Here is a 23,813-nt window from a genome sequence, read left to right on the forward strand (position 1 = left end):
TTGATTGTATTAACATTTGTTAATTATTGCAAAATCATTTCTCGAATCGATCGCGCTGTTGCAGGGGCCAGCAGAACACCGTTGCGATAGTGGCCGCTGGCGATGAAAACGCGATCGTTACCGGAAAGCGTCTCAATAATTGGGGCTGGCCGCCCTTCCGGCCGCGGGCGCAATCCCGACCATTTCCTGATGATTTCAGCTTCTGCTAAGCCCGGACAAAGTGATCTCGCCCTCGCCATCACTTGCGCCAACATATCAGCATTCGCCTGAATTTCCCCGCCATTTTCTGAAAACTCCACCGTCGCCCCCACCCAAAATTCCTGATTTCCCAAAGGCACAATGTGAACGTCATCGCAAGTAATTACTGGGCTAAAATCAGGGTTTCCTAAAGGATTGGCCGATCGCAAATGCAGCGCTTGTCCCAACACCGGGCGAATGTCAACCAACTGATTTAACGATGCAGTCACAGCAGCAGAACCCAAACCAGCGCAAACAATTAGTCGCTCAAACTCCAAACTAGCAGCAATCTCCGCTGCTTCAACGGGCACCCCAAACTTAAAAATCACCCCATTTCGTTCCGCAGCATCAATCAAAGCCAAAGTTAGCGCCGTCGGATCGACTTGCCGGTCTTGAGGCGAATAAATCGCAGCAATAATGCGATCGCTTAAAGAGAGATGAGGGCAGCGATCGCGCACTCGTTCCACATCCCAAAGTTCCAATTGCCAACCTTGAGACCGGCGAGTTGCTATCAAATTTTCCCACTTAATTAAATCCTCTCCCTCCGAACAAAGCATTAAAATTCCTTGTTTGTTAAAAGGAATTTTTCGCCCCGTAACTGCTTCCAATTCTGGAATCAAAGTTTCGTAGCGCTGAAGGCTGGTTTCCCTCAACTGCCAATTTCTACCCTTAGTTTTGTGGCTAATAACTCCCATCAAAACACCGAGTGCCGCGCCAGTAGAACCTTGTGCCGGCGGCTGTTGGTCGAACACAGTAACTTTCAGTTCTGGAAATTGACTTAGTTCAAAGGCGATCGAAGCCCCAATAATACCGCAACCAATAATTGCAACGCGAATCATTCAATTTTAGATTTTAGATTTTAAATTTTAGATTTTATAAAAGTTTTGGTAGTTTTTCGTAGGGTGCACACGGAGCCGATTATCTTCTCGGTGAGCCGTGTGTACCCTATCCCAAGCTCTAAAGCTATTAAGCTTTAGGAATTAGCTGCAAGAAGGTATCGAAATCATTGACCGCTTTTTGATAGCTGGCCGTGACTTTGGCATAGTCAAGCTCTTTAGCAGCAAGATCAATGTTAACCAAATCGGTAAACAAACTCTTAGTTAAATCAACAGCTTGTTGTTGAGAACTAGGCAACAAACTCGCAGAGACGGTTTTCATGGTGTTCCGCAAGTCGCCTAGAGGCCCGTGAATGTAAGTTCTGGTATCAACCCAATTCCGTTGTTGAATTAGGGTTCCCAGTCTATCCATGCGCGATCGGAACTCTGTCAGGGTAGGAACATAGCGCTGAATTTGCTGGGGTCTGGGCTGCTGTGTAAGTCGTTGGAACTTTTGCTTCAACACTGCTGCAACTAACCAGAAATGCCATCAAAAACGCCATCATCAAGGCAAAAATTGAACGGGGACGAGTCATATCGATTTTAGATTTTAGATTTTAGATTTCTCGTTCTCTGGCTCTGCCTGGGAATGCAGCTCGGTGAAGAGCTGGTTCACTGACCTAGCACCGAGAGTTATGTACAAAATATTATTTTACCTCCTGGCGGCGCAGAAAAGTGATCACAGAATTGCCAACTTTTTCTGACCAATGTTCTTGAGGATAATGCCCCGCTTGTTCCAGTGTGACTAACTCTGCATTTTGCAGGGAACCGACTAGCTTTTGAACTGGTTCAACACTCAGCCAAGGATCTGTCAAACCCCAGACAAATAAAGTTGGTCGAGTCCATCCTTTCAAGCCGGATTCAATTTCTGCCATTGACTGCGGCAATTGAATATTGCGGACAGTATTCATCAGCGATCGACCTGCATCCGAACTCTTCAAAAACGGGCCGCGGTAAACATCTAAATCCTTGTCTGATATTGTCTGGCGGCTGCCCCCTTCGAGAGTTCTGTCAACCAAAAGCGGGTCTTGCGTCATCATGTCGCCAATAAAAGGCAGCCCCAACTGCTGCATTTTCCAAGGCAATTTGATATCAGGTGAAACTGGTGTATTGATGATGGCTAGACGCTCAATTTTATCGGCATTGCGTAAAGCGTATTGAATCCCGGCTGAAGCTAAAAATCCTTGGACAACGAGGGAAAAGCGGTCTAATTCTATAGCTTGAATAAAGCCAGCGAGGGCGTCAACAAAAGCATCGGGAGTGTAGGCAAAGTCGCGCTTGTCTGGTTTTGTCGATCGCCCGTAGCCCACCCAATCAGGGGCGATCGATCTAAATCCTTGTGCAGCCAAATCCGGCATCATTACAGTCCAGGTAAAACTCTGGGAAGGCAAACCGTGCAGCAGCAGTACGGGCGGTTTAGCAGTTTCGTTAACCGGATTTGTTTCCCGATAAAACCATTTCAGCGGGCCTACTTCAACTATCTTCTCATCAATTAACATTATTTTACTGGTTATTTATCAAAGAATAAGGCGGGGAATACCCGCCCTACTTACCTAATAGTTGGGTGTGCACCGATCGCCTTACCCAACTAATTACAGCCGCACTTAGAAATTCATTTCAGCAGCTTGAACTTTTTCGACCTGTTTCTTCTTGAGAACCAGCATAATTTGAGCCAGCATGGTCAAAGCCACGAAAGCCATCAATCCTTTAACTCGATCGGCACTTTGCAGCACAATCTCTACGTCTTTTTGACCGAAGCCGCCCACATTAGGATTGTTCGTCAAAAGTTCGCCTGCTGCAACTGTTTGTCCTTCGGAAACAATCAGTTCTGGGCCGGCAGGAATCGTATCAACAACCGCTGCACCTTCGGCAGGTTGAATTGTCACTTGATAACCGCCATCTTCAGGTTGAGCAATCTTAGAAATGCTGCCAGCTACCGAAGCATTGTAAACAGTATTATTGCTCTTTTCGCCAGTAGGATAAACCTGACCGCGACCGCGGTTGCCACCAACATAAATTTGGTATTTGCCGTAGTGAACGGACTTGTCAGTTTCCGGATTCGGCGACAAAACTGGGAATACCAATTCTTTGTACTGTTCTCCCGGTACTGGGCCCACTAAAACAATATTTTCTTGGGTTTCGCTGTAAGGTTGGAAGTAAAGATCGCCGACTTTTTCCTTCATTTCTTCGGGAATTCTGTCAGCGGGAGCAATCTTGAAACCTTCGGGCAACATCACAACGGCACCGACATTCAAGCCACCTTTGCTACCGTCGCCGACAACTTGCTGCACGCTAGTATCGTAGGGAATCTTGACAATAGCTTCAAACACCGTATCTGGCAAAACAGATTGCGGTACTTCTACTTGAGTCGGTTTTGCACCGAGGTGACAGTTAGCGCAAACAATCCGGCCTGTTGCTTCGCGGGGAGTAGCGGGTGCTGTTTGCTGAGCCCAGAAAGGGTAAGCAAATGCTGCTTGGGGAAGTGCGATGTCGCTGGTGAGGAAAAATGCTGCGGCTGCGATCGCAATTAAGGCTGTTTTCGCGATCGTCCTGGCACTGCGGCGAAATATCGCAGATAAATTAGTTTGTGGCATTAGAGTATTCAATCTCAAAGGTCAGACAATTTTGGATTTTGGATTTTGAATTTTGGATTTTGGATTTTGGATTTTGGATTATTAGACTGTTTTAGGGATGCAATTATCTGTGGTTTTCACCATTCACCCCCTATCTAAAATCTCAAATCTAAAATCCAAAATAGTTTAAGACCACCAAGGTGCTTCGCCGGTGCGGAAATCTGTTTCTGTCCAAGTTGTAAAAGCGATCTTGTCATCTGCGACAGTGGCGTGGGCCAGGGCCAGAGACAAAGGCGCAGGGCCGCGCACCACTTTGCCCTCATTGTTGTATTGAGAACCGTGGCAAGGACAGATAAACTTGTTTTCGCTAACATTCCAAGGCACGACGCAACCCAAGTGAGTGCAGACTGCATTGATGCCGTAGTCGGCGATAGATTGGTCTTCTTTCACCACAACATAGGTGGGGTCGCCTTTGAGACCTTGGGCTAAGCTGCGATCGCCCGCAGGGTGCGAAGCCAAATATTCGCTAACGATGATGTCGTTACCCAAAGCATCTTTAGCTGTCACTCCGCCGCCAACTGCCCCACTCGCCGGAGGAACAAAATATTGGACAACGGGATAGAGTGCGCCCAGTGCCACACCTGTGACTGTACCGAACGTCAGCAAATTCATAAATTGGCGACGCCCCATATCGGGAACATCGGGATTTCCAGCAGAAGATTGAGCCATGACCTGCCTTTACGGTTTTAAGTTACGTTTGTTTGTTTGTTAGCTGTTAGCGAACCTGTACGTGCAGACAACTGGGATAATTGCCGTTAATCTGCTCGCACAAATTTTAGGCCGCGAAAATTCCTTTTAAGAATGCGCCTTCCAGCCTTTATTAGAGTATTATTACATTTTTTGAACTTTGTCTTTTATTGTTTAATGGATTAACTCAGGAGCAACCATGACGGGCAAGGATTTACACCAGCTACTGCTAGAAAAATGGGGAAAGTCTTACGATATCAGATTGCGGCGAACACGGGGCAAGATTTTTGTGCAAGTTATGTGGAAATATTTAGAACAGGCATCTTTTCCGATGACGGAGGCTGATTATTTCGAGCATTTGGATGCAGTGGCCAATTACCTCAACGGCTGGGGGAGCACAGAACAGGTGAGAGAATACATCGTAACTACTCGCGATCGCCCCCGCTTAGGTAAAGCTGTCAGCGTTCCTCTAGATTTGGGTGAAAGAGCCTCGGAGTGGTTGGTAGACGAGTTTTGAATCACTCAGTCGATTTTAGATTTTAGATTTTAGATTTTAGATTGACTCCACAGCCGGGATCTGGGGGAGTTCCCTAAAGTTTTGTGTCGCGCCGCGGCTGGATTAGTTGAGCCCAAAGTCCCGAAAATCGATCGGCGAGCTTGTCATACGACTTGCCGCTGGTGAGAAACTAAGCTGTGGCGCATCTAATTTGCACAGGTGTTTTGATTCAAAGTCTTGTGTGGCGGGCTTTGCTGCGCGCCCCCAACTGTGGGATTTAAATTCCGCAACAGTTTCTGGGGCTTTTTAGGGGCTTTTTTAATTTTGGGCGATCGGACTTCTAGCTTACCAAAATCATCGGAACCAATTTCTGTCAACAATTTCACATACAATGAGTGTCAGATATCTTGTGAAATTTAGGAGAATGTTGTAATGGGTGTTGCACTGGGAATGGTTGAAGTCTTAGGATTTCCCGCTGCAGTAGAAGTTGCGGACTCAATGGTGAAAGCAGCCCGTGTTACTTTAGTTCGCTATGAGAAAATAACCCGCGCCTACTGGACAATTATAGTGCGAGGAGATGTTTCTGAAGTGCAAGCAGCCGTTGCTGCCGGAATTGAATCAGTTAAAAAGGTCGATGGCGGAAAGTTGCTATCGTATCACATAATTGCTCGTCCTCACGAGAATCTAGATTACGTTTTGCCGATCGGCTATACTCCCGAAGTCGAACAGTTCCGAATGTAGTCAAAGTTTTGACAAAACTTTGGTGTGGAATTTTAACTTTTAGTAATTATAGAGGCGCGGGCGATCGCGTCTCTATATTTTTTTTGCTGCGAGTCGATATATTTTTGTGCTGTGTTTATCTGCGGTATATTTTGCCGAAGCAGCAGGCAGAATAACTTGGCATTCTTAACCGCAGATAAACGCATATCAACCCAGACAATACAATCACCCAGTAATCAAATCACTGGCAGTGAGTTGTTGGATCTGAACTCCCTTCAGAATTCCGATGATTTGGCCATTTTGACGAATCTCGGTATCTGAACCATTAATCACAGACTGAGAAATTATGTCGGCCAACGGAGAAAGTACCAAAAGTTTATCTTCACCTTGTTTGAAGTCAGCAACAGTATCTATTCCCAAACCGCTCCAAAGCCTAAACTTGTCAGCCCCCTTACCACCAACCAGGTAGTCATTACCGCTCATACCACCAAACAATAAGTCGTCGCCCCCCCCGCCAATAAACGTTTCGCTGCCGTCTCCGCCAAGGAGAGTATCGTTAAATAACAGAGAACCATAAGCTACTTCGATGCCCGAGAGCGAGTCTATGCCACCTAGCCCGTCGGAAGCCCGACCTGGCCCAGACCCGTTATCGAGTGACCCCAAGTTGAGATAGACGCCCGTTCTTCCAAAACTGTAAGATACTGTGTCGATGCCATTTCCTCCGTTGAGCAAGTCATTGCCAGCCCAGCCATTGAGCAAGTCATTGCCAGCCCCGCCATTGAGCGAGCCGTTGCCAGCACCACCCCACAAAGAGTCATTACCGCGTTCGCCCAAGAGCGTTTCATTCTGGCTCCCGCCGCCAACTAAGGTGTCGTCGAAGTCAGAACCGATAACGACTTCAAAGCCCGAAAGCGAGTCTACACCGCCCAACCCATCGGTAGTCCTGCCTAACCCAGAACGGTCGCCGACTTCGCCTAACTGAAGATTGATACCAGTTCTCGCACCCGAGTAATATAATGTGTCGATGCCATCTCCGCCATTGAGCGAGTCATGGCCAGAATAACCCCAGAGAAAGTCATTGCCAGCCTCGCCATAGAGTGTGTCATCGCCATAATAACCATAGAGATAGTCATTGCCAGCCTCGCCATAGAGCGTGTCATCCCCGCCATTGAGCGAGTCAGTGCCACCCCCGCCACCGAGCATGTCATTGCCATCCCCGCCATAGAGCACATCATTGCCACGGCCGCCATTGAGCCAGTCATTGCCAGTCCCGCCATAGAGCACATCATTGCCAACCTCGCCCTCGGGATAGTTCATGAGTTCGTAATAGTCCTGCTCGCCATTGATCGTGTCATTGCCAGTCTCGCCATAGAGCGTGTCCTGACCCCCCATGCCATAAAGAGTATCATTGCCAACCCCGCCAAAGAGAGAGTCATTGCCAACCCCGCCATTGAAAAAGTCATTGCCATCCCCGCCATTGAGAAAGTCATTGCCATCCCCGCCCCGGAGAAGGTCACCGTTAACTCCGCCCTGGAGATAGTCATTGCCAACTCCGCCATCCAGCACGTCATTGCCATCCTCGCCATAAAGAGTATCATTGCCAACCCTGCCAAAGAGAGAGTCTTCGTTAAGTCCGCCATCCAGCCAGTCATCGCCGTCCAAGCCATCCAGCCAGTCATTCCCAGCCAGGCCATAGATGGTGTCATTGCCAGCCAGGCCATAGATAGTGTCATTGCCAGTAGTGCCAGTTGCCATATATTTAATTTCCTATTGAGATTAAGAAACTGAAACCGTCAAAAAGGTCAAAATCTACAGTATGGATTTTTCAAATGAACTTACTAAAAAATCCACCCAAAAAATCAACAAGTCTCCTATCTTAGGCAGCCAGGAAACTCAAAAGATATAGCTAGACTTCAGTGAGCCAGGTTGACTCTCTTGCTGAAGTTTTACGTTCTTATTCAGTAATTTCACTGTGTTGGTATGTTATCTCTAAGTCGAATACTAAGGATCAGCTCGTGTTAAATCTTCATGTAAACCTTAAAAACTAAATCATTAAAATAACTTATGATTGCCAGCCCCATCGCCTAAAGAATAGTGTAAATTAAGGCTCAAAACCTTGACCCCAGACACCTAACACTAAACTTTGCTAATGTGAATTTTATATTTTATATTAAATACTTATCCAACAGACGCTAAATCAGCAAATATTATCATATAAAACAATCAACTTACTCAAATAGCTGAGAAGCTTAGCTTTACACAATGTTTATAAGCTTACTTAAGTAAATAGGGAATTCGCCCTCAAAATAGCTGAAGCAATCTTTTTAAGATAAGTTGACAACAATCCCAATCTCGGCTAAAAATAGCAGACAATTTTAAAATTCAGATGTTCGGTAACTTTTTCATTGTCTGCTATTCTTAATTCTCATCGTCCTAAAAGCTTCACCAAACCAACCCCGCCAAAATACAAGCTCAGCACCGCACCTCCTAAAAGACTTTGCGTTAAAGGGTCAGTAGAAGGCGTTAACACCGCTCCCAAAACTGCTGCTCCTAAAACTACATACCGCCAGCCGGAGAGCATTTGGTTGGAAGAAACTATGCCCAAAACGCCGAGCAATACTTGGACGATCGGGATTTGAAAAGCTAAGCCGGTGCTGAACATTAACAGCAGCACAAATTTAAAGTATTTGTCGATCGACCACAACTCCTCTACAACATCCGCTCCATAGGTAACAAAGAAGTTGAGCGCCGCCGGAATCAGAGCGATGTAAGCAAATACTAAACCGCCCAAAAATAGGAAACTCGATCCGAAAAACACCGGCCCCAGCAACCTGCGTTCTTTGCGAGTCAAGCCGGGGAGAACAAACAGCGCTATCTGGTAAAAAATAAACGGAGTGGCAATCAGCAAACCGCTGTATCCGGCTACTTCGATAGAAACAAAGAAATACTCGCCGGGAGCTAGTTGCAGAAACTTGACGGGCCCGGCCGGTACTTCTAGCAGTTGCACGATGGGTTTCACTGTGAAAAAGCAACCAATTACAGCGATTGCTACTGCAATTAGCGAGTAGAAAAGTCGCTGGCGCAATTCTTCTAAATGGTCGAATAAAGACATCTCAACTTCGTCGGGAAGTTCGTCGAGAAATTCGTTTTCTAGGTTGCGAGAACCCATCGCACCGCCTGCGATTGGTGCAATGCTGTTTTCCGGGCTAATTGCTTCGAGGTTGTTGTCGGAACCTTGTTCGGATGTCTCCAAGTTTGAGGGAGAAGTCATAGGGAATGGGTAATTGGTAAGGGGTAATTGGGAAGAGGGAAGGGGTAAGTGGAAAGTGGTAATTAATTGGAAATTGGAAATTTAGAATAGTTATTTCATAATTGCTCCCACTTCCTTCTTCATTCTTTATTCTGACTTCAGCAGCAGAAGGAACGATCGATAATTAATCCGTGTAGCGGTGTCAAAACCCGTGTCGTGCCTTCATTATTCAATCACGATCGCAATTTTGCCGATCGCGCGGCCGGTTTCGCTGTAAGCGTGGGCTGCTGCTACTTCTGCTAAGCTGTAAGTGCGATCGACAATCGGCTCAACTTTATCGGATTCTATTAACTCCCGCAAAGCCTCTAAATCGCTGGGGTTGGCATTAGCTAGAATGAATTTAGCTTTTTTACCCGATAAAAACCAGCTCGTTAACATCGGTGCGAGGTTCTCGAAACTTGGCAAAGTCGAGATATAAACTCCCTCTGGTTGCAGCACTTTTTCGCATTCAGCAAATGTTCTTGTCCCGACAGCATCTAAAATTATATCATATTTAGCGGTTTGTTGAGTAAAGTCAATTTCTGCGTAATCCAGGACAAAATCGGCTCCCAAACTCTTGATAAATTCTATGTTTTTAGCACTGCAAACTCCCGTTACTTCCGCATTCATTGCTTTCGCAACTTGCACGGAAAAAGTGCCGACTCCGCCGGAAGCGCCGTTAATCAATACTTTATTTCCTGCTTGAATTTGACCCAAATCCCTGAGCGATTGCAAAGCAGTTAAACCTGCGATCGGTACTGCTGCTGCTTCTGCATGAGTGATGTTTTTCGGTTTAATTGCCGCATCCGATTCTGCCACGACAGCGTATTCGGCGCAAGCACCCCCACTGATGGGATTTAAGAAAGTATAAACTTCATCTCCGGGTTGAAATTTGGTGACTTCCCGGCCGACTTCCACGACAACTCCCGATATGTCAGAACCGACAATTCGAGGAAAGTTAAATCCTGTTAATAGTTGCAGGTGTCCTTGCCGGATTTTCCAGTCTACGGGATTGACGCTGCTAGCGCGAACTCGCACTAACAATTCGTTGGATTTGGCGATCGGCTTTTCCAATTCTCGGTACTGCAATTCCTCGGCTGAACCGTAGCGATCGAACGCAACTGCTTTCATGGCAAATTTTCCGGTTTATTTCCAATAGAACACTCAATCCTTTACAATTACAGCACATTCGATCTAAATGTGACACAGTAAATTGAGCTAGCCTTGTAGCAGCGGGCGATCGACTCTTGGAGGCCTCCAGACAAGCGGCAGGCGTGAGGCAATGGGTTCTCTGGCTGAGTGCGATCGCTAGCGATTAAAATTAATAGGAACAGGGCGGCCGATCCCATAACCCTGAGCATAATCTACTCCAATCTCCCGCAATTTTTCTAAGATAGCCTCGTCTTCGACAAACTCAGCTATAGTTTCGAGATTCATCGCATGGGCAATACTATTAAAGCCTTCAACGAGCGCTTGAGAAATCAAATTCTGACTAATATTTTTGACAAAAGCTCCATCTATTTTTAGATAATCCACTGGTAAATTCATCAGATACGCAAACGAACTCAATCCACTGCCAAAATCATCTAAAGCAAAGCGACAGCCAATTTTTTTGAGTTCGCTTATGAAATATCTGGCTTGCTCAAAATTTGCGATCGCTGCGGTTTCCGTGATTTCAAAACCAATGGTTTGTGGAGGGACTCGGTAGCGAGAAAATTGTTCGATTAAAAACCTCAGGAACTGATTGTTACTAATGCTAGCCCCAGAAAGATTAATCGTATACAAGCCTTGACTAAGAACATCTTTCTCCGGCAATTTGTGATAATTACAGAAAAAAGTTTCGATTACCCAACAATCGATCTCAGTTATCAAGCCGTAACGCTCGGCCGCGGGAATAAACTCATTTGGAGATACTATTTTTCCCTCTTCGTCCCGCATTCTGAGCAAAATCTCATAATGCTCTACTAATGGTTTAGAGGTAATAGAGACAATCTTTTGGTAGTAGAGACAAAAACTATTGGTTTCCAGCGCTCGGGTGATTTTGGAAATCAACTGCCTCTCACCACGTTGTTTAATTAGTTCGCCATCATCTAGACGATAAATATGAACACAGTTTCGCCCTCTGGCTTTGGCGGCATAACAAGCTGCATCAGCCGCTCCCAGAAGCTCCATCAAATTTTGGGTGGTGTAGTCAATGGCCACAACTCCAATGCTGACTCCGATGATAAAGGTGTTGCCATTCCAAATAAACCGAAATTGATGCACTAGGTCTTTGAGGTTTTCCGCAATCTGAGTTGCTTGAGATAGTGGACATTGAGTGAGCAAAAGACCAAATTCATCACCTCCCAAGCGAGCCAGTGTGTCATTACCGGGGACTCCCTTTTGTAAAAGTGTAGTGATTTGTCGCAGTAGCTCATCCCCAGCAATATGACCTGCGGTATCGTTAATGACTTTGAACTGATCTAAATCTAAATAACAGAGAGCGTGCTGCTGATGGCTATCTTCAACAGAAGCGAGCGCCTCAACTAAATGTTGCTCAAATCTTCGACGGTTGATTAACCCCGTCAGGGCATCGTGACTGGCTTCCCAAGAGAGTTGACGGCTGAGATAGCGCGATTCAGTAACGTCATGAAAGACCATAACTGCCCCGATAATTTGACCTTTACGGTCTCGAATCGGTGCTGCCGAGTCAGCAATGGGATACTCGGTTCCATCATGGGCAATCAGAATAGTATTGTGAGCTAAGCTCACAATTCGCTGCTCTAATAGAGCCTTGTTTATAGGATTCTCTACTGGCTCTCCCGTTACGGAATCAACAATTAGGAAGACTGTAGACAAGGGAACTCCTTGAACCTCATGAGCCTTCCAGCCTGTCAGTCGCTCAGCTATAGGATTGAAATATCTCACATTACCTTGGGCATCAGTAGTAATCACCGCATCGCCAATTGATTCCAGTGTCACTTGAGCCAATTCCTTTTCGGCAAAGAGAGACTCTTCGAGACGTTGCCGTTCTTCAATTTCTATCAAGAGACGTAAATTCTGCTTTTGGAGTTTTTGTTGCAGCCTTCCGATAGTTAGGTGGGTTTCGACACGAGCTAATACTTCTTCGACTTGAAATGGCTTAGCAATATAATCTACCCCTCCAGCAGCCAGCCCTTGCACCTTATTGAAAGTTTCATTTAGCGCACTTAAAAAAATTATTGGAATGTCTACGGTGCGCTCATCCGATTTTAATTGTCTGCAAACTTCATAACCATCAATATCAGGCAATTTAATGTCTAGTAAGATTAACTCTGTCGATGGCGATTGGGCGGCTCTGATCGCCATTGCCCCTGTTATTGCACTGCGAACTTTATAACCATGTGCGCTCAAAGTATCCCTGAGCAGACGCAGGTTATCAGGTAGATCGTCAACAATTAAAATATTGCCTCGGTAGTTTGTAGCTCGATCGCTAACCCTATCGCTAGTTCTATCGACAATCATACTGATTTCCCTAGTTTCCTGCTAGAGGAATATAAGCCTATGCACCAATAGTATAGTTGAATTATGAGGTCATAAAGCTCACTTTACGCAGAAAGAAATCCTGCGCTCCCCGAGATATGGGACTGGCAAGGAAGCGCAGCCATACAAAATTTGAATTGTTCGGGTAGGGGCAGTCCCCCGTGGTTACTCTTCCTCGCTGCACATAACATTAGAAGAAGAATGTGTCAACCCAAACAGCCGATTTATGAACAAACCCATTTCTCACATGGCCAGTATACTCGTCATTGCGATCGCATGTCTCGTGCTGCTGGGTTGGCAATTTGACATCTCCCTACTCAAAAGTGGTTTTCCCGGTATGACTTCGACCATGAAAGCAAACACGGCAATTTGCTTTTTACTGGCTGGAGTGTCTTTGAGATTGTTGCAGTACCAAAGAACCCGACTGCACAATCGCATCGCTCAAGGGATGGCAGGATTCATAATCATCATCTGTCTGTTGACGCTGAGCCAGTATATTTTTGGTTGGAAGCTGGGTATTGATCAGTGGCTTTTCCGAGATGTCGTGTCTTCAGCGACTCCTTATCCGGGAAGAATGGGAGTAAATACCGCCCTAAATTTTGTACTGATGGGACTCGCACTGTTACTGTTAGGACAAAATTCCCAACGATACACTTGGTTGGCTCAGATTTTTAGTAGTGTTGCAGCTTTAATTTCTCTACTAGCTTTATTTGGACACCTATTCAATGTCGATATTCTTGAACGGTTGGTCACCATTACGACGACTCAACCCATAAACACGATCGCCACCTTTTTCATCCTCTATGGAGGAATTTTATTACTCTGCCCCAGGGAAGGATTAATGCAAGTAGTAACCAGTCCCCTAGTTGGCGGAGTAATGGTTCGGTGGTTGCTGCCTTGGGCGATGATCTTTCCGGTGGCGGTGAACTGGTTCACTCTTCAGGGACAAAATTTAGCCTGGTATAACGCTAATTTTGGCTATACATTCCGTTCAGCTATTATGGTTTTCACGTTCTCAATTCTCATCTTGGGGACGGGGCGATTTTTGAACCAGATAGATTACAAGCGCCAACAAGCCGAAAAAGAAATAAAAAAAATTAACGAAACTTTAGAAGATCTTGTGGCTGAACGAACAGATGATTTACAAAAATCGCAGGCTCGTTTTGCGGGAATTCTAGAAATCGCCAATGATGCAATTATTTCAGTCGATCGCACTCAACGCATAACCCTGTTTAATCAAGGGGCAGAAAAGATTTTTGGCTATAAAATGGAGGATATCTTAGGGGAGCCACTGAATTTACTGCTGCCAGAACAGTTTAGAGATGCACATCCGCAGCATATCAAACAATTTGGACACTCTTCTAGCAGAGCGCGAAGGATGGGAGAACGAGGCGAGATTTGGGGTCGTCGTCGAGATGGAACGCAGTTTTCGGCTGAAGCCTCTATTTCTCGGTTGGAAATGGGAGAGGAAACGGTATTTACTGTTATTCTGCGCGATATTAGCGATCGCAAGCAAGTAGAAGCATCACTGGCTCACATGGCAGCGATTGTGGAATACTCTGGTGAGGCAGTTATTAGCAAGTCATTAGACGGCATCATTTTAACCTGGAACAATGCAGCAGAAAAAATCTTTGGCTACAAGGCTGAAGAAATCATAGGACAATCGATCCTCATTCTAATTCCCTCCAATATTACCTACGAAGAACAGCAAATCCTAGAAACGATTCGACAAGGAGAAACGGTTGAAAACTATGAAACCGTGCGTATCCGAAAAGATGGACAGCTTATCCACATATCTTGTACCATATCACCTCTGAAGGACACAATAGGCAGAATTACTGGGTGTTCTGTAATTAAACGCGACATCACCGATCGCAAACGAGCTGAAATAAATCGCCAACAAATTGAGATAGCTTTACGAAACAGTGAAGAGCAGTTTCGCCATGCGTTTGAAGATGCCTCGATCGGGATGGCGCTCGTTTCACTTGATGGGCACTGGATTAAAGTCAATCCTGCCTTATGTCAGATTATTGGCTACTCCTCAGAAGAGTTGTTAGCGTTAACTTTCCAAGACATCACCCATCCTGACGATTTAGAAGCGGATATTAGTTATGCCAATCAACTATTAGCAGGAACAATTTCAACTTACCAAATGGAAAAACGGTATTTCCATAAACAAGGACATATTATTTGGATTCTTCTTAATGGATCGCTCGTACAAAATGAACAGGGAAATCCCCTGCATTTCATTGCTCAACTTCAAGAAGTTACGGCTCGCAAAGAAGCTCAAAAGACGCTAGAACTTCACAGCATTATCATGAATAACATGGGAGGAGGAGTGTGTTTGATTAAAGCCTCCGACCTCATAATAGTCTACACCAATCCTACCTTTGACGCTATGTTTGGCTACACAGAGGGCGAACTCGCAGGTCAATCCGTTGGTGTCTTGAATTATGTCGATACAAAGGTTACACCAGATGTAACCTTTCTAGAAATCGTCACTCAAATTGAACAGACCGGGGAAGCGAAATATGAAGTCCACAATAGAAAGAAAGATGGAACTCTCTTTTGGTGCAGAGTTCATACATCCAGGTTTGAGCATCCTGAATACGGAACTGTATATGTTGCCGTTCAGGAAGACGCAACAGAGCTAAAACTGGCTGAGCAAGCCTTGCAAGCTACCACAAATCGCCTCAACTTTCTTCTAAACTACAGCCCCGTGGTCATTTTTAGCTGTAAACCTGCTGGCGATTATGCAGCAACGTTCATCAGCGAGAATATCAAAGATATATTGGGCTACGAAAGCCGCGAGTTTTTAGAAGATTCTAAATTTTGGGTGAATCACTTACACCCCGATGATGTAGAACCAGTGCTTAATGACTTACCAAATGTATTCGTTAATGATTTTTATTTACATGAGTACCGTCTTCGTCGCTCCGATGGGGTTTATCGCTGGGTGCTGGGTCAGCTTAGGCTAATTCGAGATGGTTCAAGTAAACCAGTAGAAATCTTGGGATATTTAATGGACATTAGCGATCGCAAACAAGCTGAGTTGGAATTTCACCACGCAAATGAAGCAAACCAAGCCAAGACTGTCTTCCTCGCCAATATGAGCCACGAACTCCGCACCCCCCTGAACTCAATTTTGGGATTCACGCAATTGATGAGCTATGAGAGAAATCTGACTCCTTCTCTCCAAGAACGTTTACAAATTGTCAATCGTAGCGGTAGACATTTATTGGACTTGATTAACGATATTTTAGATTTATCCAAAATAGAGAGCGGACGGATGACACTCAATCTTTCTGACTTTGATTTGAGAAATTTGCTGGCTTCTATTGAAGAAATGTTCCAAGTAAAAGTCCAATCTAAAGAATTGCAACTAATTTTTGAGCTAGCTCCCGACATTCCTCAATCTGTGCATAGCGACGAGAAAAAACTCTATCAAATCTTGGTCAATCTGCTCGGTAATGCGATTAAGTTTACCAACCAAGGAAGCGTCACCCTACGGGTAACAGCAACAAAAAGAGACAAAACATCCTGTCACCTATCTTTTGAAGTTGAGGATACAGGCGTGGGAATTGCGCCCAGAGAAATGGATAAATTATTTAAGGTATTCGTACAAGCCCAAGCTGGGAATAATTTGAGTCAAGGCAGTGGCCTTGGTTTAGCCATCAGTCAAAAACTCGTCAAACTCATGGGCGGTCAAATTAGCGTTAAAAGCACTTTGCACCGAGGTAGCACTTTTTCCTTTGAGATTCCTGTAGAGTTACCTCAAGCAGAATCCGTACTCCCAGAATCAAGTAATCAAAGAGTAATTGGTTTAGCTCCCGGACAACCAACCTACAGGATTCTGATTGTTGAAGATTTAGAAGAAAATCGCCGCTTGTTAGTCGAGATCCTTACCTCGGTTGGTTTTGAGGTGAGAGAAGCAAAACAGGGAGTGGAGGCACTATCACTGTGGGAGAGCTGGCAGCCACACCTGATTCTGATGGATTTGCGAATGCCGATCGTGGATGGCTACACAGCTACTAAATATATTAGAGAACGCGCTAAGAGCCAAGAAACGGTCATTATTGCTTTAACTGCCAGTGTTTTGGAAGAAGAGCGAGAGAAAGTTCTTATGGCTGGCTGTAACGACTTTATAAGCAAGCCATTTCAGCAAAGAGACATCTTTGACAAACTTGCTAAATTTTTGGGAGTGCAATATATCTACGAAGTCGTAGGACAAACTCCACAAAAACTATTGGTTGAAACGGTGTCTGTAGAAGATCTATCTATGATGTCCCCTCAGTGGTTAGAACAAATGTATCACGCCGCTTACTATCTCGATACCGAAGTTATGAATGAATTAATTGTACAAATTCCCGAATCCAAAGCAAGTTTGTCCCAAGCACTAACCGAGTATATCAATAATTTTAATTCTGATCGAATTATGGAGCTGATTCGACCTTTGCTGCCGAATCCACTGTAGTTATGGAGTTTAAGGACAAAGAAGCTATGGTGCTGTCACCAGTGGCTATATTTCCCCTAGAAACCAACAGGGTAAAGGCTTGGGAAGTTTTTGGAGATGTCTATTGCAGATATCCATCAGCATGAGGAAATGGCATACACATTAGATGGAATGTGCTGTATCATATAGCAATTCTATTTCGTATGTGAAGGAGATTTATTCTTTTTATTAAATGCAGAGGGTGCTGAAGGGGCAGAGAAAGAGAAAAGAGATAGAGAAATGATTGATTTAACCGGAAAGGTAATTTTAGTAACTGGTGGCTCGAAAGGGATTGGTGCAGTGACGGTGCGGACTCTGGTTAATGCTGGGGCCGAGGTGATTTTGCATTACTTTCGCAGTCAGAAAGAAGCTGAAGCGATCGCAGCAAGTGTTGCGCGCGATCGCTGTTATTTATTGGCAGCAGATTTGATGGTGGAAAACGCGGCCTCGACTTTGTGGCGAGATTCTTTAAAATGGCGCGGTCATATTGATATTTTAGTTAATAATGCGGGGATTATGCAGTCAGCGGGTATAGAGGACAAATTCGATATTTGGTCTTCAGCTTGGCAGCAAACTCTACAAGTTAATTTAATTGCCGTTGCCGATTTGTGCCGGGAATCTCTTCTGCATTTTCAGACTCGCAGGGTCGGTACAATTATTAATATAGCAAGTCGCGCTGCTTTTCGCGGCGATGACCCGAATTATCTGCACTACGCTGCGTCAAAAGGTGCTATTGTTGCTTTAACTCGCAGCATTGCTAGAGGGTTTGCGGCTGATAATATTTTGGCATATACAGTTGCACCGGGATTTGTCAGTACAGAAATGTCTAATGAGTTTATTCAGGAGTTCGGTGAAGCTGATATTATTCGCGATATCCCGATCGGCAAAATCGCTCCTCCTCAAGATGTTGCTAATGTTATCGCGTTTTTAGCATCCGGTTTAGCTACGCACGCTACCGGGACTACGATCGATATTAACGGAGCCTCTTATGTGCATTGAGACAATTACTGTAAAATACCTCTCAAGGCTCACGCTGACACCTTTTAAAACTAACTAATTTATCACTTTAGCAAGACGCTAAAAACGCCATCCATAACCTAGCGTTAGATAAAAAGATAGTCTGAGGCAAGTTGATTATGACAACCGATAAGGGTAGCAACACAAAACGAGTTGCCATACTCATTGAAAATGGAGTTGAAGATTCGGAATTTTTAGTTCCTTACAACGCCTTAAAACAAGCAGGATTTGAAGTAGTTGTCCTCGGTTCGCGGACAAACGAAAAGTATGCAGGGAAACAAGGAAAAGTGGCCCAGCAGGCTGACGGAACTACCACTGAAGCAGTACCCGCAGAATTCGATGCAGTGATAATTCCCGGCGGTATGGCTCCTGATATGATGCGGACTAATCCCAATACAGTACGTTTTGTACGAGAAGCATTTGAGCAAGGAAAAATCGTCGCTGCTGTTTGCCACGGCCCGCAAGTTTTGATTGAAGCCGACTTGCTGAAAGGCAAAAATGCGACTGGTTTCTTGGCAATTAAAACAGACATGATTAATGCCGGAGCTAACTACATCAACGAAGCTTTAGTAGTTGACGGCAACTTGATTACTTCCCGCCAACCGGGAGATTTAGCAATATTTACCACCGCAATTATGGCTCGCCTCGGTTACGGCGGAAAAGAAGTCGGTTTGCCAGAAGAAACTGACACAAATGCAGAATGGTGGAAATTAGCTAATGGTTGGGGAGGTTCGACACAAGGCGACATTGTTAAAGGTTTGAATACCGCCCTCGCAGGGGAACGCTATGCTTGCGAAGCGTTTCAAAATTATGCGGAAAAAACCCAAGACAACGATTTGCAATCGCTCTTGAGAGAAATGATTCAAAACAAACAGAACCACATCCTCGCTCTCGAAAAACGCCTCAACGATTTCGGTGAAAAACCCTCAATTCCTGCCCAAATTGCTGACAAATACGCTAAATTAAAAACCTCGATGCAAGGAACCGATGAAACGTTCTTGCTGCGGAGCACTCTAGGTGAGTTGCAAACCGGTGTTGTCGATGTCAACAACCTGCGGGTGAAGTTCACAGATCCGGTATCAACTGCAATTTTGACAGAGATAGAATCGGATTTGTCTAAGTGTGAGCAAGTCGTTGCTAAACTCTTCCGCGCCCGTGCAGCTTCCCAGGAAATTAAGTCGCCTAAACCTTCGACTAGCCCCGCTGTAAAAATGTAATCAGTCAGGGGATAAATAAGTTTGTAGTTTTGTTGAGAGGTGAAAACCCGCACCAATATCGCAACTACAAACTTGCTCTGCAATCCTACAATATACGCCTTTGCGGTAAAATAAAACCCCACACTAAAAAGCAGATATTCAACTAACTGCAAGGGGGAGGGTTTTATTTTTGTTTCAGCGGGACACGGCGGGTTTGAAGGAAGCTTGTGGCATCCGGGGGCGGTACAAACCCCCGGATTCATCCGTGCATAAATAAAAAATATAGTATCCGATAACCAGCCCCCGGATACATCCGTAAAGTCGCTTTCTTCAATTATTCAATTATTCAATTATTCAATTCTTTAATCTAAAATCTAAAATCTAAAATCTAAAATCGATTGGCTTGTTCCCTCTTCCTTTAGACAGGAGACACCTGGGCAATAAATGCGCTACTGTGTTGCCAATATTTTGATGAGGAAAAAAAAGCTGTGGTTCCCTTACGCGATGACAATCCCATTACTATCACTCCCTACGTCACCTACGGGCTGATTGCGGCAAACATATTAGTATTTTTGTACGAACTCAGTTTGGGCGATCGACAATTAACCCAATTCTTCTACTCTTGGGCCGTAATTCCTTGCCAGTTAAGCAATATGTGTCGGGTTGCTCTGCCAGTTTCGCCATTTCCCGAATGGACGACACTAATTAGCTCCCAATTCCTGCACGCAGGCTTTCTCCACATTGCCGGAAATATGTTATTTTTGTGGATTTTTGGGAACAACGTAGAAGACCGTTTAGGACACGTCAAATTTATAATATTTTACCTTACTTCCGGCGTTTTAGCATCACTAACTCAGTGGTTTTTTTCCTCAGCATCTGCCATTCCGTCCCTGGGTGCTAGCGGCGCGATCGCAGGCGTGATGGGAGCTTACATTCTCAGATATCCCCAAGCCAGAGTTCTGACACTGCTTCCCCTGGGAATCTTTTTTACCACCGTCAGAGTCCCCGCTTTCTTCTTTCTAGGATTTTGGTTTGCACAGCAAGCATTGAGCGGCCTGGCTTCCTTGAATGCCCCCGCAAGTGTCGGCATGGAATCCGGGGGAGTTGCCTACTGGGCCCACGCCGGCGGCTTTGTGTTCGGCGCTATTCTCGGCCCTTTGCTGGGATTGTTTTCTGAGGAAAATCAGATTTAATTTTTCACCACAGATGAACGCAAATAAACCCAGATAAACTGCCAAGAAATGGGCGTTTATCTGGGTTTATTTGCAGTTTCAAACCTCTGCTTTTTCTCAAACTTCGGTGCTATACTTGGCTCTTTTTTGGGACTTTTACTCAAAAGAATGAGATTTAATTTTCCCTCCGGTAAACACAAAGTTAACGCAGATAAAGCCAACACAATCGGCGTTTATCTGCGTTAATCTGCGGTTTCACACCTCTTATCTTTTTAGATAAACGTGAAGTCAAATCCCGAAAGAGAAGAAACCCCAGTTACACCATTTAACTTCGCCAAAATGCGAGAATCAGCACCGGCGACGTTATTGCCATTGCCGTCATAAATGATGTAAGTATTGCCGCCGGAATCGTAAGCAAACAAGAAAGCAGTTCCTCCTAGAATATTTGCAGAAACAGTTGTCTGCACATTCAGCAGAACTTGACTGCCATTGCTGAGATTGGGGAATCCTGGGGCAAAATTAAACTGATCGGCGATCGGCACACCCAGGCCGTTAAAGTCGGTAATCACATCGTATCCGCCCGCTGCGATCGCAGCATCGATCGCCGCCGAAGAAGCCGCATCAAAGACTGGCCCACCTTGTGCAGGGCTGGTATAGCGGAATTGATTGCTGCCGCCGCCCCCCGTCATGGTATCTGCGCCGAGGCCGCCTACGAGCACGTCGTTATCCAAATCGCCGTTAATCGTATCGTTGCCGCCTTGACCATCAATAGTATCGCTGCCCGCCAAACCGTTCAAATTGTCCGGCAAAGAACCCCCAACCAAATTGTTAGGCCCGCTATCAGCCGGCAAGATTTGAACGGTGATAGTACCTGTTCCAGGAATTGTCCCTAATCCGTCGCTGACGCTGTAGGTGAAAGCAGTTGTACCCGCTACGTTACCGGGGATGAATTGCACTTGAGAGACAAGATTTACAGCTATCCCCAGTTGCGGTGTGCTGACATTGATAATGTTGAGCGGCCCTTGTTGCGGGCTGGAATCGTTGGCCAGCACGTCGATGAAAGTGGGCTGCGAATTATTCGTACTCGTAAATACGATGCCGTCATTGACCGCAATCGGCGGCAGGAGAGTTGGAACAGTTACGGAGGTATCGAAAGAATTGATGTTAATTGCCACTGACGCTGCTGCCGTGCCGCCTTGGTCGTCAGCTACGCTGTAGCTGAAAGAACCGGCTGGCCCGATCACGTTTGTTCCAGGTTGAAATTTCAGCCCAAGTAAATCCTGAACGGTTAACTTTTGGTTCACGGTGAGGGGGTTTGTACCCGTAATTACCTGACCAAAAGTAGGATTGGGAAGTCCGACTACCGCGATCGACAGTGGCTGGCCCTCCGGGTCGCTGGGCGCCGAAATGCTCAGAGACAGAGGCAAATTTTGCAAACCAGTCAGCGTCTTGCCAGTTTCCACGATCGGCGGCTGGTTAGGAGTCGGAGATGTAAAACTCGGCGGAGTCGGCCCGCCGCCTAAAGGCGGAGGAGTTGGAGGCGCCGCAGTTGGAGTGGGGACGATCGAAGGACTCGGACTCGGAGTTGTCGCGCCCGCAGTCGGACTCGGACTCGTACCCGGAACCTGTATCGGCAATGGCCCCGTGGTTGGAGTTGGATTCGGACTTGTCCCCGGTGATGCTGCCGGTGATGCTGCCGGACTTGTCCCCGGTGATGCTGCCGGTGATGCTGCCGGACTTGTCCCCGGTGATGCTGCCGGTGATGCTGCCGGACTTGTCCCCGGTGATGCTGCCGGTGATGCTGCCGGACTTGTCCCCGGTGATGCTGCCGGTGATGCTGCCGGACTTGTCCCCGGTGATGCTGCCGGTGATGCTGCCGGACTTGTCCCCGGTGATGCTGCCGGTGATGCTGCCGGACTTGTCCCCGGTGATGCTGCCGGTGATGCTGCCGGACTTGTCCCCGGTGATGCTGCCGGTGATGCTGCCGGACTTGTCCCCGGTGATGCTGCCGGTGATGCTGCCGGACTTGTCCCCGGTGATGCTGCCGGTGATGCTGCCGGACTTGTCCCCGGTGATGCTGCCGGACTTGTCCCCGGTGATGCTGCCGGACTTGTCCCCGGTGATGCTGCCGGACTTGTCCCCGGTGATGCTGCCGGACTCGTTGTTGTCCCCTCAATGGTGAAGGGATTGTCGTTTACGCGCGGTATTTGAGCTGTAGTGAACCTAGATTCATCTAGCGAGTTCGATCGAACATCAATCAACACCGCCAAAAATTCCCCAGTTCGCCTGTCCCTAATAATCGTGTTGCTAGAATTCGAGCCTTGACCTTGGAAAATTTCTAATTCGGTAAAGTTCAGACCTCCAGCCAAACCGATCGAATCTCCCGCATTAAAATCTCTAATTACATCAGCATCGCCGATTTCGCGGCCCCCAGTAGTGAGAAACCCGTTGCTATCAGGCGACGTGCCCACCCTACCGAGAACAAAGATATCCGATCCGTCGCCTCCTGTCAGAGTATCAGACCCGCGATCGCCCGAAAGAATATCATCCCCAGCATCTCCAGACAAAGAATCATTGCCGTCGCCCCCGAAGAGTAGGTCATCACCCTCGCCGCCCTCACCAGTATCGTTACCAACACCGCCGGTGATGACATCCCCGCCCTCCTGGCCCAACAAAATATCATTGCCCCCAGCGCCTAGGAGGCAGTCGTTACCCGTGTCGCCAAAAACACTGTCATTGCCCTTGTCGCCAAAAATCAGGTCGTCCTCGCCACCTCCGCGCAGACAGTCATTCCCTTTACCGCCATAGAGCGAGTCGTTGCCTTCAGAACCCAAGACAAGATCGTTGCCCTGGTCGCCAAAAGCTAGGTCATCGCCTTGGTCGCCAGAAACCAAGTCATCGCCTTTGCCCCCCCGCGCCGTGTCATTGCCACGCCCACCCTCAACGATATCTTTACCAGCGCCACCGTTGAGAGAATCGTTACCGTCTTCGCCCCTAAGTAGATCGTCTCCGTCCCGACTCAAAAGCGTGTCGTCGCCGCCACCCCCGGAAATCGTGTCATTGAACAAGCTGCCGATTAAATAATTACTGCCGTCATTTGCGACAACTAAGCCATCGACAAAAAGTGGCTCTGGGGGAGGCGTGGGAACTGTCACAGGTGGCCGCGGCACCGGGGTGATCGAAATGTCCGGGCCCGTCCCCGTCATCGTTGTCGAAGTCCCCGTCATCGTTGTCGAAGTCCCCGTCGTCATCGTTGTCGAGGTCCCCGTCATCGTTGTCGAAGTCCCCGTCGTCATCGTTGTCGAGGTCCCCGTCATCGTTGTCGAAGTCCCCGTCATCATCGTTGTCGAAGTCCCCGTCATCATCGGCTCCGTTCCCGACGAGGGCGTAGGCTGCGGCGCCGTGCCGCTATCCAAACTATCCCCGTTCTCATCGGGTAGCCGCCCTTCGAGAAAAGCTACTGGTACTGCACTTGGCATTGTTCCGACTCCTTGCGAC

16 protein-coding genes and 2 pseudogenes are annotated in these 23,813 nt (G+C 46.5%); 6 read left to right on the forward strand and 12 right to left on the reverse strand.

Features of this window, described 5'->3' with window-relative positions; all coding sequences use genetic code 11:
• Positions 1-23 precede the first annotated feature (23 nt).
• The 5 genes and pseudogenes from D0A34_14320 to D0A34_14340 all read right to left on the reverse strand — a co-directional run bounded on the left by D0A34_14320 (position 24) and on the right by D0A34_14340 (position 4,414).
• Positions 24-1,076, reverse strand: a complete 1,053-nt coding sequence (locus D0A34_14320) for an FAD-binding oxidoreductase (protein ID UNU19894.1) — start codon at positions 1,074-1,076, stop codon at positions 24-26.
• Positions 1,077-1,203: 127 nt separating this feature from the next.
• Positions 1,204-1,648 (reverse strand): annotated as a pseudogene (gene psbQ / locus D0A34_14325) (photosystem II protein PsbQ).
• A gap of 111 nt (positions 1,649-1,759) precedes the next feature.
• The gene (locus D0A34_14330) at positions 1,760-2,611 is read right to left on the reverse strand and encodes an alpha/beta fold hydrolase (protein ID UNU19895.1); all 852 of its coding nucleotides are present in this window, start codon (positions 2,609-2,611) and stop codon (positions 1,760-1,762) included.
• A gap of 105 nt (positions 2,612-2,716) precedes the next feature.
• Positions 2,717-3,706, reverse strand: coding sequence for an apocytochrome f (locus tag D0A34_14335; protein ID UNU19896.1), 990 nt, complete (start codon positions 3,704-3,706; stop codon positions 2,717-2,719).
• A 165-nt stretch (positions 3,707-3,871) separates the two neighbouring features.
• The gene (locus D0A34_14340; protein ID UNU19897.1) at positions 3,872-4,414 is read right to left on the reverse strand and encodes a cytochrome b6-f complex iron-sulfur subunit; all 543 of its coding nucleotides are present in this window, start codon (positions 4,412-4,414) and stop codon (positions 3,872-3,874) included.
• Between the two features lie 217 nt (positions 4,415-4,631).
• Between D0A34_14340 and D0A34_14345 the strand changes: the two genes are divergently transcribed.
• Positions 4,632-4,949 (forward strand): DUF3067 family protein, encoded by a 318-nt coding sequence (locus D0A34_14345; GenBank protein ID UNU19898.1) that lies wholly within the window; start codon positions 4,632-4,634, stop codon positions 4,947-4,949.
• 185 nt (positions 4,950-5,134) lie between these two features.
• On the opposite strand, the gene D0A34_14350 is transcribed toward D0A34_14345, so the two are convergent.
• Positions 5,135-5,314 (reverse strand): hypothetical protein, encoded by a 180-nt coding sequence (locus D0A34_14350; protein ID UNU19899.1) that lies wholly within the window; start codon positions 5,312-5,314, stop codon positions 5,135-5,137.
• A 46-nt stretch (positions 5,315-5,360) separates the two neighbouring features.
• On the opposite strand from D0A34_14350, the gene D0A34_14355 reads away from it, so the two are divergent.
• Positions 5,361-5,669 (forward strand): carbon dioxide-concentrating mechanism protein CcmK, encoded by a 309-nt coding sequence (locus D0A34_14355; protein ID UNU19900.1) that lies wholly within the window; start codon positions 5,361-5,363, stop codon positions 5,667-5,669.
• 204 nt (positions 5,670-5,873) lie between these two features.
• On the opposite strand, the gene D0A34_14360 is transcribed toward D0A34_14355, so the two are convergent.
• The 5 genes and pseudogenes from D0A34_14360 to D0A34_14380 form a co-directional block, all read right to left on the reverse strand.
• Positions 5,874-7,403, reverse strand: a complete 1,530-nt coding sequence (locus tag D0A34_14360) for a calcium-binding protein (protein UNU19901.1) — start codon at positions 7,401-7,403, stop codon at positions 5,874-5,876.
• Positions 7,404-8,073: 670 nt separating this feature from the next.
• The gene (gene tatC / locus D0A34_14365) at positions 8,074-8,919 is read right to left on the reverse strand and encodes a twin-arginine translocase subunit TatC (protein UNU19902.1); all 846 of its coding nucleotides are present in this window, start codon (positions 8,917-8,919) and stop codon (positions 8,074-8,076) included.
• Positions 8,918-9,013, reverse strand: a pseudogene (locus D0A34_14370) (alpha/beta hydrolase). The gene tatC and the pseudogene D0A34_14370 overlap by 2 nt, the downstream one beginning before the upstream one ends.
• A 110-nt stretch (positions 9,014-9,123) precedes the next feature.
• A complete protein-coding gene (locus D0A34_14375) occupies positions 9,124-10,068 on the reverse strand; it encodes an NAD(P)-dependent alcohol dehydrogenase (GenBank protein ID UNU19903.1) in 945 nt (314 codons plus the stop codon).
• 177 nt (positions 10,069-10,245) lie between these two features.
• Positions 10,246-12,420: a two-component system response regulator gene (locus tag D0A34_14380; protein UNU19904.1), complete on the reverse strand. Its 2,175-nt coding sequence runs from the start codon at positions 12,418-12,420 to the stop codon at positions 10,246-10,248.
• 244 nt (positions 12,421-12,664) lie between these two features.
• Between D0A34_14380 and D0A34_14385 the strand changes: the two genes are divergently transcribed.
• The 4 genes from D0A34_14385 (at position 12,665) to D0A34_14400 (ending at position 20,336) form a co-directional block, all read left to right on the forward strand.
• Positions 12,665-16,912: a hybrid sensor histidine kinase/response regulator gene (locus D0A34_14385; GenBank protein UNU19905.1), complete on the forward strand. Its 4,248-nt coding sequence runs from the start codon at positions 12,665-12,667 to the stop codon at positions 16,910-16,912.
• A 258-nt stretch (positions 16,913-17,170) separates the two neighbouring features.
• Entirely contained in the window at positions 17,171-17,929 is a 759-nt protein-coding gene (locus D0A34_14390) for an SDR family oxidoreductase (GenBank protein ID UNU19906.1), read from the forward strand.
• A gap of 137 nt (positions 17,930-18,066) precedes the next feature.
• On the forward strand, positions 18,067-19,164 hold the full coding sequence (locus tag D0A34_14395; GenBank protein ID UNU19907.1) for a DJ-1/PfpI/YhbO family deglycase/protease: 1,098 nt from the start codon (positions 18,067-18,069) through the stop codon (positions 19,162-19,164).
• 467 nt (positions 19,165-19,631) lie between these two features.
• Positions 19,632-20,336, forward strand: coding sequence for a rhomboid family intramembrane serine protease (locus D0A34_14400; GenBank protein UNU19908.1), 705 nt, complete (start codon positions 19,632-19,634; stop codon positions 20,334-20,336).
• Positions 20,337-20,587: 251 nt separating this feature from the next.
• On the opposite strand, the gene D0A34_14405 is transcribed toward D0A34_14400, so the two are convergent.
• Positions 20,588-23,794 carry a calcium-binding protein gene (locus tag D0A34_14405; protein UNU19909.1) on the reverse strand — a complete coding sequence of 1,069 codons (3,207 nt, stop codon included), beginning with the start codon at positions 23,792-23,794 and terminating at the stop codon, positions 20,588-20,590.
• Positions 23,795-23,813 lie beyond the last annotated feature (19 nt).

The organism is Microcoleus vaginatus PCC 9802 (genome assembly GCA_022701275.1).
Classification (GTDB): Bacteria; Cyanobacteriota; Cyanobacteriia; order Cyanobacteriales; family Microcoleaceae; genus Microcoleus; species Microcoleus vaginatus_A.